Genomic DNA, 12,561 nt, shown 5'->3' on the forward strand with positions numbered 1-12,561 from the left:
TGGCGCGGACGCGCCCGTCCGGTTGGTCAGTCGACCGTCGCGCCCGAGAACGCCACGACCTTGCGCCACTTCTCCACCTCCTGGGCGATCAGCGCGCCGAACGCCTCGGGGGTGAGCTGCAGGGGGGCGCCGCCGAGATCCGCGAGCTTCTTGGCCATTGCCGGGTCGGCCAGAACCTCGTTCACCTCCCGGTTGAGGTGCGCGATCAGCTCCGGCGGGGTCTTGCGGGGGGCGCCGATCCCGAACCACGCGCTCGCCTCGTAGCCCGGCACCGTCTCGGCGACCGACAGCACGTCGGCGTTGCCGGCCAGCAGGTCGGTGATCGCCGGTCCGGCGCCCCGGTAGGGCACGTGCACCATCGACACGCCCGTCATCGCCTTGAACAGCTCGCCCGACATGTGAACCGACGTGCCGACCCCCGAGGAGGCCATGTTCACCTTGTCGGGGTTCGCCTTGCAGTAGGCAATGAACTCCGCCACCGACTTCACCGGCAGCTTCGGGCTGATCTCCATGATGTTGGGTGAGCGCGTGATCGCCGCCACGGGGGCGATATCCCGCTGGAAGTTGAAATTCAGCTTCTTGTACAGGCTGTCATTGATGCCGTTGGCCGGGTTCGCCAGCAGGATCGTGTAGCCGTCCGGCTCGGCGCGGACGACGGCGTCGGTGCCGATGTTGTTGGCCGCCCCCGGCCGGTTCTCGACGAGGACCTGCTGGCCCAGGCGCCGGCCGAGGGGCTCGGCGATGAGGCGGGCCAGCACGTCGGTGGTCCCGCCCGGGGCGTAGCCGACGACGAAGCGGATCGGACGCGTCGGGTAGGTCTGCGCCAGCGCGGGCCGGGCCAGCAGCGCCGCGCCGGCGCCGAGGCCCGCTCCGATGACCGAGCGGCGTGACCAGGAGGACGAGGGTGTGGGTGCCATGTGCGTTCTCTCCCGCGCGGCCCATCGTTGAACGGGGCCGGTCACCGCGCAGGTTAGGAGCGCTCTCGATCGACGTGCAATCGGGAATGACCTTAAGTCCTTGATACACTGCGTCCGCTGACGCCGGACCGAAGGCCGCCGATTCATCCGCTGATCGGCAAGCTCAGCGCATCACCGCGACGCTCGTCAGCCAGAGCCGGCAGAGCCTCGGCCAGAGGGCGACCGGCGCCTCCGAGCGACCGATCCCGAAGCCGTGGCCGCCGACGGCGAAACGGTGGTACTCGACCGGCACCCGCGCGGCGCGGCATGCCTCGTCGAGCACGCGGCTGTGCTCGGGGCTGATGACGGCATCGTCGTCGGCCTGCACCAGGAACAGCGTGGGGCAGCCGGACCGGATGTGCGTGTGGAGCGACCAGTCCCGGCTCGCCTCCGGGCTCGGAGCCTCGCCGACCAGGGAATGCCGGGTGGTCGTGCGGTCGTAGGGCGGCTCCAGGCTCACCACCGGGTAGATCAGCGTCGCGAAGTCGGGCCGGGCCGACAGGTCGTCGGCCGCGTCGACGGGGTCGTACGCCCGGAACGCGGAGCGCGCCGCGATCATCCCGCCGAGATGGCCGCCGGCCGAGAAGCCGAGCACGCCGATGCGAGCCGGGTCGATCCGGAAGCGCCCGGCCTCGGCGCGGATCAGGCGCAGGGCCCGCTGCCCGTCCTGGAGCGGCGCGAGGGGGCCCGCCCCCCAGCCCTCGCGCGGCAGGCGATAGGTGAGCACGAAGGCCGTGATGCCCTGCGCGGCGAGCCAGAGCGCGGCCGGCAGGGCCTCCTTGACCATCCCGATCCGGGCGTAGCCGCCGCCGCCGGCCACGAGGACCGCCACGCCGGTGGGAGTCTCCGGGGCGTAGACCTCCAGCACGGGCGTGGCGACGTTCTTGACCGCACCGCTGTCGTCGCGGACCAGCGGGCCCTGCGGACCGCCGCCGCCCGGCGGCTCCCCCGGCCAGAGCGGGATCCGCTCCGGCGCCCCGACGGCATCCGCGCCCCGCGCCGACAGGAGCACCGAGGTCGTGGCCAGGGTGAGGAGAAGGGATCGGCGGTCGGGCAGAAGGTCGGGCATTGCGGAGGCCCCTCGCGAAGGGCGCCTTCCCGTGCTGCCCGGTAGGCAAGACCGGGGCTCCGGATCGGTTCCCGACCGCTCAGGCCCGCACCGGCACCACGGAGCCGCGGTAGCGGGTCCGGATGAACGCCGCGACCTCGGCCGAGGTCAGGAGCGCGGCCAGCCGCAGGATTCGGGGATCCTGCGCCAGCGCCTCGGTGGTGACGAGGACGTTCGCGTAGGGGTTGCCCTCCGCGCGCTCCAGCGCCAGGGCGTCCCGCGCGGGCTCCAGCCCGGCCTCCAGGGCGTAGTTGCCGTTGATCACCGCGAGCGCCACGTCGTCGAGGGAGCGCGGCAATTGCGGCGGCACGATCTCGACGAAGCGGAACCCCTTCGGGTTCTCGGCGACGTCGTCGACGCTCGCGAAGGCCCCCTCCCCGCCCGGCCGCAGGCGGATCAACCCGTTCTCCTGGAGCAGCGTCAGGCTCCGGCTCGCGTTGGTGACGTTGTTCGGGATGGCGACGAGGCCGCCCTTCGGCAGCTCGGCGAGGGCTCTGGCGCGCCGGCTGTAGAGCCCGAGGGGCTCGACATGCACCGTCGCCACGACCGCGAAGCGGGTCCCCAGCGCAGCCTCCTCGGCTCGCAGGAAGGGCACGTGCTGGAAGAAGTTGGCATCGGCGTCGCCGTCGCGCAGGAGCGCGTTCGGTCTCAGGTCGCCGCTGATCTCGATGACCTTGAGCGGGATGTCGGGCGCCAGCGTCTCGCTGACGAAGTGCAGGATCTCCGCGTGCGGGACCGATGATGCCACGACGCGCAGAGCCTGTCCGGCCGCACCCGCGCGCCCACCGGCCGCGAGGATCAGGAGTTCGGCCAGGGATCCAGCCAAGAATCCGGCCAGGACGACGCGACGGGACGGAGCGGTCATGGGCGTGTTCGATGGCCTGTTGGCGGAGGACACGCGACGGGTCTTACTGACCGACCGGATGCCGTTCAAGGAAACGAAGTGTTCGATTTTCCTGGGGATGAAGATCGGTGTTCTGCCCGTGATCCAAAGTGAACACGAGTTCTACTGACGCTCATCTTTCCCAGGCGAATCATCGTCTCGTCAGAGGCCGGGCGGCCGGCGGGCGCCTCGCAAACCGGCGCCGCCGTGTCATGATGGCGCCGGAGGATCCGACATGCACGACAGCGATGATGATCACACCCATACCCACGAACCCCCGCCCGGCGACGCGCCCGGCGCAGCGGAGCGCTGGAAACACGACGGCGTGCGGGTGATCCCGGGCGACCGGCTCGATGCCAACACCGCGCAGACGCCCGGCATGTTCCGGCAGGCGGCGATCAACGCCGCGCGCGTCGGCGCCCAGAAGATCTGGGCCGGCACGGTGGCGATCCAGCCCGATGCCAAGACCGGCGTGCACCATCACGGTGACCTGGAGAGCGTGATCTACGTGGTCTCGGGCCGCGCCCGGATGCGCTGGGGCGAGCGGCTGGAATACGTCGCGGAGGCCGGCCCCGGCGACTTCATCTTCGTGCCGCCCTACGTGCCCCACCAGGAGATCAACGCCTCGACCGACGAGCCCCTGCACTGCGTGCTGGTGCGCTCCGACAACGAGGCGGTGGTGGTCAACCTGCCCGACGTCGCGGCCGCCGAGGCTCCCGAGACGGTCTACTGGGTCGATCCGATCCACAAGCACCCGTGAGGGAGCCCGCTCACGCGAACCGCGGCACCAACCGGCCGAGGAGAGCCCGGCCCGGGAACCGGCGCGGCGGCATCGGCAGCGTCGGCGCGGGTTCCTCCCCCGGGATCTGTCCCTCGGCGAAGCGCGCGCCCACCGACCAGAAGCCGTCCCGGCGCGTGCCGATCATGCCGAGCCCGACGGGCTCCTGCGCCGCCTCGGCCCGCAGCCGCCCCGCGGCCCAGACCCGCTGCCAGCAGCCGCGCCGCGACAGGTCGGCGTCCTGCCAACCGAGCCGCGCGTAGCCCGCCGCCGCGAAGATGCGCGTCCCGGAAAAATCCTCCGGGATCCAGACCCAGCTCGAGAAGACGTGGACCGCGTCGCGGCGGAAGCCCGCCGGGTCGACCGCCCGGGTATAGGCGCTCAGCGCCGTCTCGCGGTGCCGGCCGACATGGTGGCGCAGACCGCCCCGCAGCGGCAGCGCCTCCGGGAAGGTGGCGGCGTCGAGACGGGTCGGCACCGCGCCGCGGTCCAGCGCGTAGGCGCTGTCCACGAGGTGCATCCAGGGCTCTAGATCGACCTCCCAGGCCTGCTCCACCGGAGCGAACCGGCGCACCGTCCCGGCGATCAGGTGGTCGCCGACGCGCCGGACCGGTTCAGGATGCCAGCCCGGCCCCGCTTCCGTCACGCGCAGCAGCGTCGAGGGGCCGTGCGCCCGGACCGCCGCGGCGAGCCGCGCGAAGTCGGTCTCGGAGGTCTCGGGGCCGGTCTTGCGCACCAGGATCTTCGCGCCGTCAGTGAGATCGTCCAGGAACTTGCGCTTGAGATAGGCGAGCCGGCCGTATTCCCGCTCCAGCAACGCCTCCGGCTCGATCGAGCCGTCCGGGTGCCCGGTATTGGCCCAGATGTTGTAGGCGAGGCTGTGACAGTAATAGGTGCCGCCCGCGCTGACGGAGAGGCGCAGGTCGCCCGGTACGCCGAAATCCGAGAAGCCGCAGCGCAGCCCGCGGATCAGGTCCTCCAGGGGCGTGTAGGAGAAGCGCAACAGGCCGGAGGGCTCGACTCCGCCGTAGCGCTGCACGAACCCGAACTCGCAATTGTCGCCCAGGCTCCGAAAGGCGTGGAGCCGCTCGGCGAGGATCGTCGCCGCATCCCTGGTCTCAGTCACTGCATCCGCTCTGTCTCGTCGAGCCCGTCGCGCAGATCGCGATGGCGCGGGACATTTTGTCCAGTCCTGGCTTCGATGAGCGGCGCGTCCCGCGCGCTCACTCGGTCAACGGTACGTCCAGTCGGAAGCAGGCGCCCTGTCCTCGGGCCGGTGTCGTGAGGCTGCCTCCGAGCTGGCGCGTCAGGCTGCCGACCACCCGCATGCCGAGGCTCTTCGAGGCGCGCCCGATCTCGAAGTCCGCCGGCAGCCCGACGCCGTCGTCGGACACCTCGACCACGAGCCCGCCGGGCTGGTGCTCGGCCTTGACGCGGATCTCGCCGCCCTGCGGGTGGGTCTCGGGCGGATAGGCGTATTTAAGCGCGTTGGTGACGAGTTCGTTGACCAGGAGTCCGATCGGGATCGCCCGGTCGGCCGAGATCCGATGCGGCGCGGCCGTGCAGGCGAGCCGTCGATCCGGGGCGCCGCTGGCGAGGTTGGCCACCAGCTTCTCCAGGAACGGCGCGAGATCGAGTTCGCCCGGCACCCCCTCCCCATCATCGGCCGATTTGTCTCCGGTCCCGTCACCCTGCCGCCAGAGCTGGTCGTGGACGCCCGCGATCGCCTCGACCCGGCTGCGCGCATCCGTCAGGGCCGTCTGCACGGCGGGCTCGTCGGCGGCGCGCGCCTGGAGGGCCAGCAGGCTCGCCACGATGGCGAGGCTGTTCTTGACCCGGTGGCTCATCTCGCGGGCAAGCAGGTCCTGTCGGGCCAGCGCCGCGCGCAGCAGGCTCTCGGTGCGCTGGCGCTCGATGGCGCCGCCCAACAGGTTGGCGAAGCCCTGCATGAAGGCGATGTCGGCCTCCGCGAACATGCCTTCGCGGGTGTCGTCCACCTCCAGCACCCCGAACGCACCGTCCCGGTTCTCGATCAGCACGTTGATCGCCCGGCGGATGCCGTGGTCGGCCATGAGCTGCGGCGTGCGGAACCGGGTCTCCTCGGCGAGGTGGTTCGAGATCACCGGCCGGCCGGTCTTGAGGGCGAAGCCCGCCGGGGAGGCGAGGTCGGCCCCGATCCAAGCCCTGCCGATCACGTCCGGTCCCCAGCCGACGCCGGCCCGCACCAGCAGCGTGTCGGCGCCGGGACGGTATTCCAGCGCCTTGCAGAATTCGGCGCCCATGCCCTGCGCGCACAGTTCCGCGGCCCGCTGCAGCAGGTGGTCGACATCGGTGCCGCGCAGGGCCTCGACGCCGAATTCCGACAGGATCGCCTGCTGACGCAGGCGATAGTCGAGGTCGGGGGGCATGGGCCCGCGGGCCGGCTCCGGGCTGGGTTCCACTTCGGTCTGGTCGGTCTGTGCTGTCATGGAGGCGGTCATGGAGATGGCGAGACTAGCAGGAAGGCGGGCCCGGCGCGACGCGGCGCCGGCGGGCGGGTCGCACCCGTCGTCGCACCCGGACGGGTTTTCGGGAGCCGTGGCTCCCCGCGCGGCGTTCGTCACACGAACCCGCCACGAACCCTGCACGCGAGGACTGCACCGATGGCCGACGCCGTGAACGGACTCTCCGACAAGGCTCTCTCGATCTTCGCCTTCGCGGCCTATCACCGTCTCGTCAGCGGCGAGCGGGTCACCTCGGTGATCCGCAGGGACGGTGCCGGCCACGAGGCCGATCCGGAGGGTGTGAAGGAGCTGGAGGCGCGCGGCCTCGTCACCGCCGGCGAGACCGGCATCGATCTGGGCGAGACTGCGCAGGCCACGGTGGAGGCGATGGTCGCGGCGCTGCGCCGCGAAGTCGGGCGCTGAAGCCTCCCCTATCGTCCGGGAGCGCGAAGCGTTCCGGCACGTCGCGAGGCGGGGAGGATGTCGCCCCCACCCTCGAGCCATCGTCGCGCAGCCGGGAATGAGGCGACTTGGTCGCGGAACGGGACGCTGCGCATGGTCGTGTCGCCGATCTGGTCCGGGGCGGCCCGGCGTTCCCCGGCATCGCCGCGGGTCCCCGGCACTGGCAGGGGCTCGCCACGATCCCGCGGGCAGTTTCCGAGCGCGCGCATCACCTCGATTTGGAATGGACGTGGAAAGACTCGGAGATGCGCGGCTGCGGCATTCCGGCCGTGGAAACCCGGGAACGCGCCCTCCCTGGGCCGCTTGTCACCGCACCACAGACGGAGGGTTGTGATGACCGCCAAGGTGAAGACCGGAGACGATGTCACCTACACGTGGGGCAAGGGCACGGTCTCGGGGGAGGTGACCAAGGTCCATACCCAGGACGTCAAGAAGACGATCAAGGGGAACACGGTCAAGCGCGCGGCTTCGAAGAGCGAGCCCGCCGTCGAGATCAAGACCGCCAAGGGCAAGACCGTCCTCAAGTCGGCCGCGGAGGTCACGGTCAAGTCCGCATAAGGGCGCAACCTGCACATGCCGTGATGTTGCGCACATCGCCTTGTGTTTTGGTCTCGCCGAGGTCGGGGCTCCGGCTATCTGTAACGGTTCCAGCCTTAGAAAGCCGGGACCCCCGCATGACCATTCCCCTCAGGCTTACCCTGAACGGGCAGAAGCGCGAGATCGCCCTCGACGATCCGCGCGTCACCCTCCTCGACCTCCTGCGCGAGCGCCTCGGCCTGACGGGCGCCAAGAAGGGCTGCGACCGCGGCCAGTGCGGCGCCTGCACGGTGCTGGTGGACGGGCGGCGCATCAACAGCTGCCTCACGCTCGCCGCGAGCCTCGACGGCGCCGAGGTGCTGACCATCGAGGGCCTGGCCGAGGGCGACCGGCTGCACCCGGTCCAGGCGGCCTTCATCGCCCATGACGGCTTCCAGTGCGGCTTCTGCACCCCCGGGCAGATCATGAGCGCGGTCGGCCTGATCCGCGAGGGCCATGCCGGAACCGATCCCGAGCGCATCCGCGAGGGCATGAGCGGCAATCTCTGCCGTTGCGGCGCCTACGCGGGCATCCTGGACGCGGTTCAGGACGCGGCCGCCCGGACGACGGAGCAGCGGGAGGACGCGGCGTGAGGACCTTCGACTACATCCGCCCTGCGAACGTGCCGGAGGCCGTGGCGGCCGGGCAGGTTCCGGGCACCGCCTACCTCGCCGCCGGCACCAACTTGGTCGACCTGATGAAGGGCGGCGTCGCCACTCCGGAGCGGGTCGTCGACATCACCCGCCTGCCCGGCCTGTCGGCCATCGAGCGGCTGCCGGACGGCGCCACCCGGGTCGGCGCCCTGGTGCGCAACAGCGACCTCGCCTACGACCCGGCCTTCGCCAAGGCCTACCCGATGGTGGCCGAGGCCCTGCTGGCCGGCGCCTCGGCCCAGCTGCGCAACGCCGCCACGGTCGGCGGCAACCTGATGCAGCGCACCCGCTGCCAGTTCTTCACCGACGCCGTCTCACCCTGCAACAAGCGCGCGCCCGGCTCCGGCTGCGCGGCGCTCGGGCACGCCACCCGCATCCACGCGGTCCAGGGCTGGAGCGAGCACTGCATCGCCACCCACCCGTCCGACTTCTGCGTGCCGCTCGCCGCCCTCGACGCGGTGGTCGAGATCGCCGGGCCGGACGGCGCCCGGGAGGTTCCGCTCGCGGAATTCCACCACCTTCCCGGCGACCACCCGGAGCGGGAGACGGCGCTGCAACCGGGCGAGCTGATTACCGCCCTGCGGCTGCCCCCCGAGGCGGCGTCCTTCCGGGGCCACGCCCGCTATCTCAAGGTCCGTGACCGCACTTCCTACGCCTTCGCGGTGGTCTCGGCGGCGGCCGCCCTGACGCTCGAGGGGGGCACGATCGACCGAGCGCGGCTCGCCCTCGGCGGGCTGGCGCTCAAGCCCTGGCGGGTGGCGGAGGCCGAGGCGGCGCTCGCCGGACAGGCGCCCTCCCCTGAGGCCTACGCGAAGGCTGCCGACGCGGCGCTGGCGGGTGCCAAGCCCACCGGCGAGGCCAACGCCTTCAAGGTCGAGCTCGCCCGACGGGTGGCGATCCGCGCGCTGACCCAGGCCGCCGCCGGGACGCCCGCCCGGATTCCGGCGCTCCCCGCCTCTCCGTTCGGCATCGTCTGACACGCGGTCGATGGCTTGGCACCGCCGTCCCTGCGAGCGGAGCGAAGCAGCCCAGTCGGCGTCACGACCTGCGATGTCGCGCTGCCCTGGGTCACTTCGCTCCGCTCGCGATGACCGCGGGAGCCACGTTGACCGGAAGCTCCAACCGGAACCCGTCTTGAGGAGTCCCGCATGACCGCGACCTCCACGCCCGCCTCGAACCTTCCCGCCGGTGCGATCCGCCACGGCTCCAGCATCGGCCAGCCGCTGACCCGGCGGGACGGGCCCCTCAAGGTGACGGGCCAGGCCCGCTTCTCCGCCGACAACCTGCCCCCCCGAACCCTCCACGCGGCGCTCTGCGTCGCCCGGATCGGGAAGGGCCGCGTCACCGGCCTCGACGTGGCCGCCGCCGAGGCCCATCCGGGCGTCGTGGCGGTGATGACACCGCGGAACGCCCCGAAGCTCGCCAAGGACCCGGACGCCAAGGACGGGCCGTTCACGTTCCGCCTCGACCTCCTGCAGAACGACACGGTCCGCTACGCCAACCAGCCGATCGCCGTGGTGATCGCCGAGACCCTGGAGGCGGCCACGGAAGGCGCCCGGCTGCTCGCCCCGACCTACGCGGCCGAGACGCCGCGGATCGGGCTCGACGCGGGCGAGGCCTTCACGCCGGATTCGGTCGGCGTCGGCGCCCCGCCGGTGGAGACCGAGGGCGATGTCGAGGCCGGGCTGGCGGCCGCGTCCAAGAGGATCGCCGCCACCTACGAGACGCCGGCCCAGTACCACAACGCCATGGAGCCGCACGCCGCCGTGGCCAGCTGGGACGGGAACCGTCTGACGCTCTTCATGCCGACCCAGGCGCTCGCCATGTCGCAGGGCCGGCTCGCCGGGCTGTTCGGTATCAATCCCGAGGACATCCACATCGAGAGCCCCTATCTCGGCGGCGGCTTCGGCTCGAAGGGCGTGCCGGCCGGGCCGCAGGTGCTGGCCTGCATGGCGGCCAAGCTGGTCGGCCGGCCGGTGAAGCTCGTGCCGACCCGGACCCAGATGTACGGCCCGATGGGCCATCGCGGCCCGACCCGGCAGACCCTGCGCCTCGGCGCCGACGCGGCCGGCAAGCTCACGGCGCTCGACCACCACATCCTGACCGCCTCGTCGAGCTTCGACGACTTCTTCGAGCCGGCGGGACGGGCGACCAGCACCCTCTACGCCAGCCCGGCCCTCTCGATCCGCCACGAGGCGGTGCGCCTCGACACCGGCACGCCGCTGTTCATGCGCGCGCCCGGCGAAGCCACCGGCAGCGTGGCCCTGGAGAGCGCGCTGGACGAGATGGCCCACGAACTCGGCCTGGACCCGCTGGCGTTCCGCCTCGCCAACTACGCCGAGGTCGAGCCGATCACCGGCAAGCCGTTCTCCTCCAAGGCCCTGCGGGAGTGCTACCGCCGCGGCGCCGAGGCGTTCGGCTGGGCCGGGCGGCCGCTGCAGCCCCGCCAGACCCGCGACAGGGACGGGTTCCTGGTCGGCACCGGCATGGGCACCGCGACCTTCCCGGCGCTGATCTTCGAAGGCATGGCCCGGGCCGAGATCCGTGCCGACGGCACCGGCACGGTGGAACTCGGGGCGATCGACATGGGCCAGGGCGCCTGGACGGCGCTCGCGCAGATCGCCGCCGACGGGCTCGGGATCGGGATGGACGCCCTCACCTTCCGGATGGGGTCTTCGGACCTGCCGAATGCCGGCATTGCGGGCGGCTCGGGCCACACCGCGACCGCCGGCGGCGCGATCCACGCGGCCGCGGCCGACGTGATACGCCAGCTCACGGATCTCGCCACCAACGACCCCGCCTCCCCGCTCTACGGCGCGGGCAATGCCGGCGTGACCGCCGCGGACGGCCGGCTCACCCGGCGCGATGACCCGAGCCGGGGCGAATCCGTCACCGACATCCTGAAGCGGGCGGGCCGGTCGAGCATCGAGGGCCAGGGCAAGGCCGGGGCCGACCCAGCCGCGCAGGCGGCCTACGCGATGCACGCCCACGGGGCGGTCTTCGCCGAGGTGAAGGTCGACCCCGATCTCGGCCAGATCCGCGTGAGCCGCCTCGTCGGCGCCTTCGCGGCGGGCCGGGTGATCAACCCGCGCCTCGTCCAGAGCCAGTATTACGGCGGGATGATCTGGGGCCTGTCCTTCGCGCTCCACGAGCGGGCCGAGATGGACCCGCGCACCGGCCGCTTCCTCAACGACAACCTCGCCGAGTACCACGTGCCGGTGAACGCCGACGTCCCCGCCATGGAGGCGATTCTCGTCCACGAGGACGACGCGGTGGTGAACAACCTCGGCGTGAAGGGCGTCGGCGAGATCGGCATCACCGGCACGGTGGGAGCCATCGCCAACGCAATCTGGCACGCCACCGGCGTGCGGGTGCGCGAGATGCCGATCACGCTGGATAAGCTGCTCGGCTGAACGGGGGAGCGGGAGCCTAGCTCGGACACGCAACCGACTCAGCGTTTCTCCCTCCCCCACAGAAGGGGAGGGAGACGCACGTCACGCGCAGGCATGCCTCAAAAAATCAGACAATTTGATCCGTTCCGATCCGGTGCGCCGTCGGCTTCCGCCGGCTCCAGCGGTGACAGATAAGCCGCACCCTGCTATCCGTTCTCCCGCGCATATGTCGTACATATGCCGGCCGATCGCTCTGAAGAGGCGACGGCCGCAATCGAGGGGGGATGTCCATGAGCGGAACCGTTTCCATCCGGGCCATGCTGGCGGGTCTGATTCTAGCCTGCGGCGGTGCGGCCCAAGCGGCCTCGCTGACCGTCGGGTTCTCGCAGATCGGCTCGGAATCCGGCTGGCGCGCCGCCGAGACCACGGTGACCAAGTCCGAGGCCAAGACGCGCGGCATCACCGTCAAGATCGCCGACGCGCAGCAGAAGCAGGAGAACCAGATCAAGGCGATCCGCTCCTTCGTGGCGCAGGGGGTGGACGCGATCCTGCTCGCCCCCGTGGTCGCCACCGGCTGGGACGCCGTTCTCAAGGAGGCCCGGGACGCCAAGATCCCGGTGATCCTGCTCGACCGCGACATCGACCCGTCCGGCAAGGACCTCTACCTCACCGCCGTCACCTCCGACAGCGTCGCGGAGGGCCGCGTCGCCGGCAACTGGCTGGCCAGGACGGTCGGCGACAAGCCCTGCAACGTGGTCGAGCTCCAGGACACGGTCGGCGCCAGTGTCGCCACCAACCGCAAGAAGGGGTTTGACGCCGCCCTCGCGCCCCACGCCAACCTCAAGCTCGTGCGCAGCCAGACCGGCGACTTCACCCGCGCCAAGGGCAAGGAGGTGATGGAGAGCGTCATCAAGGCCGAGGGCGGCCGCGCGATCTGCGCGGTCTACGCCCACAACGACGACATGATGGTCGGCGCCATCCAGGCGATGAAGGAGGCCGGCCTGAAGCCCGGCCGGGAGATCCTGACGGTCTCGATCGACGCGGTGCCCGACATCTTCAAGGCGATGGCGGCGGGCGAGGCCAACGCCACCGTCGAATTGACTCCCGACATGGCCGGCCCGGCCTTCGACGCCCTCAAGGCCTACAAGGAGAAGGGCACCGTCCCGCCGAAGTGGATCCAGACCGAGTCGAGGCTCTACACGGCGGCCGACGACCCGTTGAAGGTCTACGAGAGCAAGAAGGGCCTCGGCTACTGACGCGCCCGGCGCCG

General features: G+C 71.5%; 13 protein-coding genes. 8 read left to right on the forward strand and 5 right to left on the reverse strand.

Annotation, left to right across the window (positions count from 1 at the left end):
• Positions 1-26 precede the first annotated feature (26 nt).
• The 3 genes from MMSR116_RS01785 to MMSR116_RS01795 all read right to left on the reverse strand — a co-directional run bounded on the left by MMSR116_RS01785 (position 27) and on the right by MMSR116_RS01795 (position 2,929).
• Complete coding sequence (locus MMSR116_RS01785) at positions 27-917, reverse strand: tripartite tricarboxylate transporter substrate binding protein (protein WP_010686406.1); 891 nt, start codon at positions 915-917, stop codon at positions 27-29.
• A gap of 163 nt (positions 918-1,080) precedes the next feature.
• Positions 1,081-2,025 carry an alpha/beta hydrolase gene (locus MMSR116_RS01790; RefSeq protein WP_010686407.1) on the reverse strand — a complete coding sequence of 315 codons (945 nt, stop codon included), beginning with the start codon at positions 2,023-2,025 and terminating at the stop codon, positions 1,081-1,083.
• A gap of 79 nt (positions 2,026-2,104) precedes the next feature.
• Entirely contained in the window at positions 2,105-2,929 is an 825-nt protein-coding gene (locus MMSR116_RS01795) for a MetQ/NlpA family ABC transporter substrate-binding protein (protein ID WP_010686408.1), read from the reverse strand.
• Here MMSR116_RS01795 and MMSR116_RS01800 point away from each other — a divergent pair.
• Both MMSR116_RS01800 and MMSR116_RS01805 read left to right on the forward strand, forming a co-directional pair.
• The gene (locus tag MMSR116_RS01800) at positions 2,928-3,077 is read left to right on the forward strand and encodes a hypothetical protein (RefSeq protein WP_010686409.1); all 150 of its coding nucleotides are present in this window, start codon (positions 2,928-2,930) and stop codon (positions 3,075-3,077) included. The genes MMSR116_RS01795 and MMSR116_RS01800 overlap by 2 nt on opposite strands.
• A 105-nt stretch (positions 3,078-3,182) precedes the next feature.
• Positions 3,183-3,707: a cupin domain-containing protein gene (locus MMSR116_RS01805; protein WP_010686410.1), complete on the forward strand. Its 525-nt coding sequence runs from the start codon at positions 3,183-3,185 to the stop codon at positions 3,705-3,707.
• Between the two features lie 10 nt (positions 3,708-3,717).
• Here MMSR116_RS01805 and MMSR116_RS01810 read toward each other — a convergent pair whose 3' ends face one another.
• Together MMSR116_RS01810 and MMSR116_RS01815 are read right to left on the reverse strand one after the other, a co-directional pair.
• Positions 3,718-4,851 (reverse strand): hypothetical protein, encoded by a 1,134-nt coding sequence (locus tag MMSR116_RS01810; RefSeq protein ID WP_010686411.1) that lies wholly within the window; start codon positions 4,849-4,851, stop codon positions 3,718-3,720.
• A gap of 97 nt (positions 4,852-4,948) precedes the next feature.
• Positions 4,949-6,133: a sensor histidine kinase gene (locus MMSR116_RS01815; RefSeq protein WP_039894438.1), complete on the reverse strand. Its 1,185-nt coding sequence runs from the start codon at positions 6,131-6,133 to the stop codon at positions 4,949-4,951.
• Positions 6,134-6,367: 234 nt separating this feature from the next.
• Between MMSR116_RS01815 and MMSR116_RS01820 the strand changes: the two genes are divergently transcribed.
• The 6 genes from MMSR116_RS01820 to ytfQ all read left to right on the forward strand — a co-directional run bounded on the left by MMSR116_RS01820 (position 6,368) and on the right by ytfQ (position 12,547).
• The gene (locus MMSR116_RS01820) at positions 6,368-6,631 is read left to right on the forward strand and encodes a hypothetical protein (protein ID WP_010686413.1); all 264 of its coding nucleotides are present in this window, start codon (positions 6,368-6,370) and stop codon (positions 6,629-6,631) included.
• Between the two features lie 372 nt (positions 6,632-7,003).
• Positions 7,004-7,228: a DUF2945 domain-containing protein gene (locus tag MMSR116_RS01825; protein ID WP_010686414.1), complete on the forward strand. Its 225-nt coding sequence runs from the start codon at positions 7,004-7,006 to the stop codon at positions 7,226-7,228.
• 116 nt (positions 7,229-7,344) lie between these two features.
• On the forward strand, positions 7,345-7,839 hold the full coding sequence (locus tag MMSR116_RS01830; RefSeq protein WP_010686415.1) for a (2Fe-2S)-binding protein: 495 nt from the start codon (positions 7,345-7,347) through the stop codon (positions 7,837-7,839).
• The gene (locus MMSR116_RS01835) at positions 7,836-8,876 is read left to right on the forward strand and encodes an FAD binding domain-containing protein (RefSeq protein ID WP_010686416.1); all 1,041 of its coding nucleotides are present in this window, start codon (positions 7,836-7,838) and stop codon (positions 8,874-8,876) included. Before MMSR116_RS01830 ends, MMSR116_RS01835 begins: the two co-directional genes overlap by 4 nt.
• Before the next feature lie 171 nt (positions 8,877-9,047).
• Complete coding sequence (locus MMSR116_RS01840) at positions 9,048-11,312, forward strand: xanthine dehydrogenase family protein molybdopterin-binding subunit (protein ID WP_010686417.1); 2,265 nt, start codon at positions 9,048-9,050, stop codon at positions 11,310-11,312.
• Between the two features lie 269 nt (positions 11,313-11,581).
• Positions 11,582-12,547 carry a galactofuranose ABC transporter, galactofuranose-binding protein YtfQ gene (gene ytfQ, locus MMSR116_RS01845; RefSeq protein WP_010686418.1) on the forward strand — a complete coding sequence of 322 codons (966 nt, stop codon included), beginning with the start codon at positions 11,582-11,584 and terminating at the stop codon, positions 12,545-12,547.
• Positions 12,548-12,561 lie beyond the last annotated feature (14 nt).

The sequence above is a fragment of the Methylobacterium mesophilicum SR1.6/6 genome, from assembly GCF_000364445.2.
Taxonomy (GTDB): Bacteria; Pseudomonadota; Alphaproteobacteria; order Rhizobiales; family Beijerinckiaceae; genus Methylobacterium; species Methylobacterium mesophilicum_A.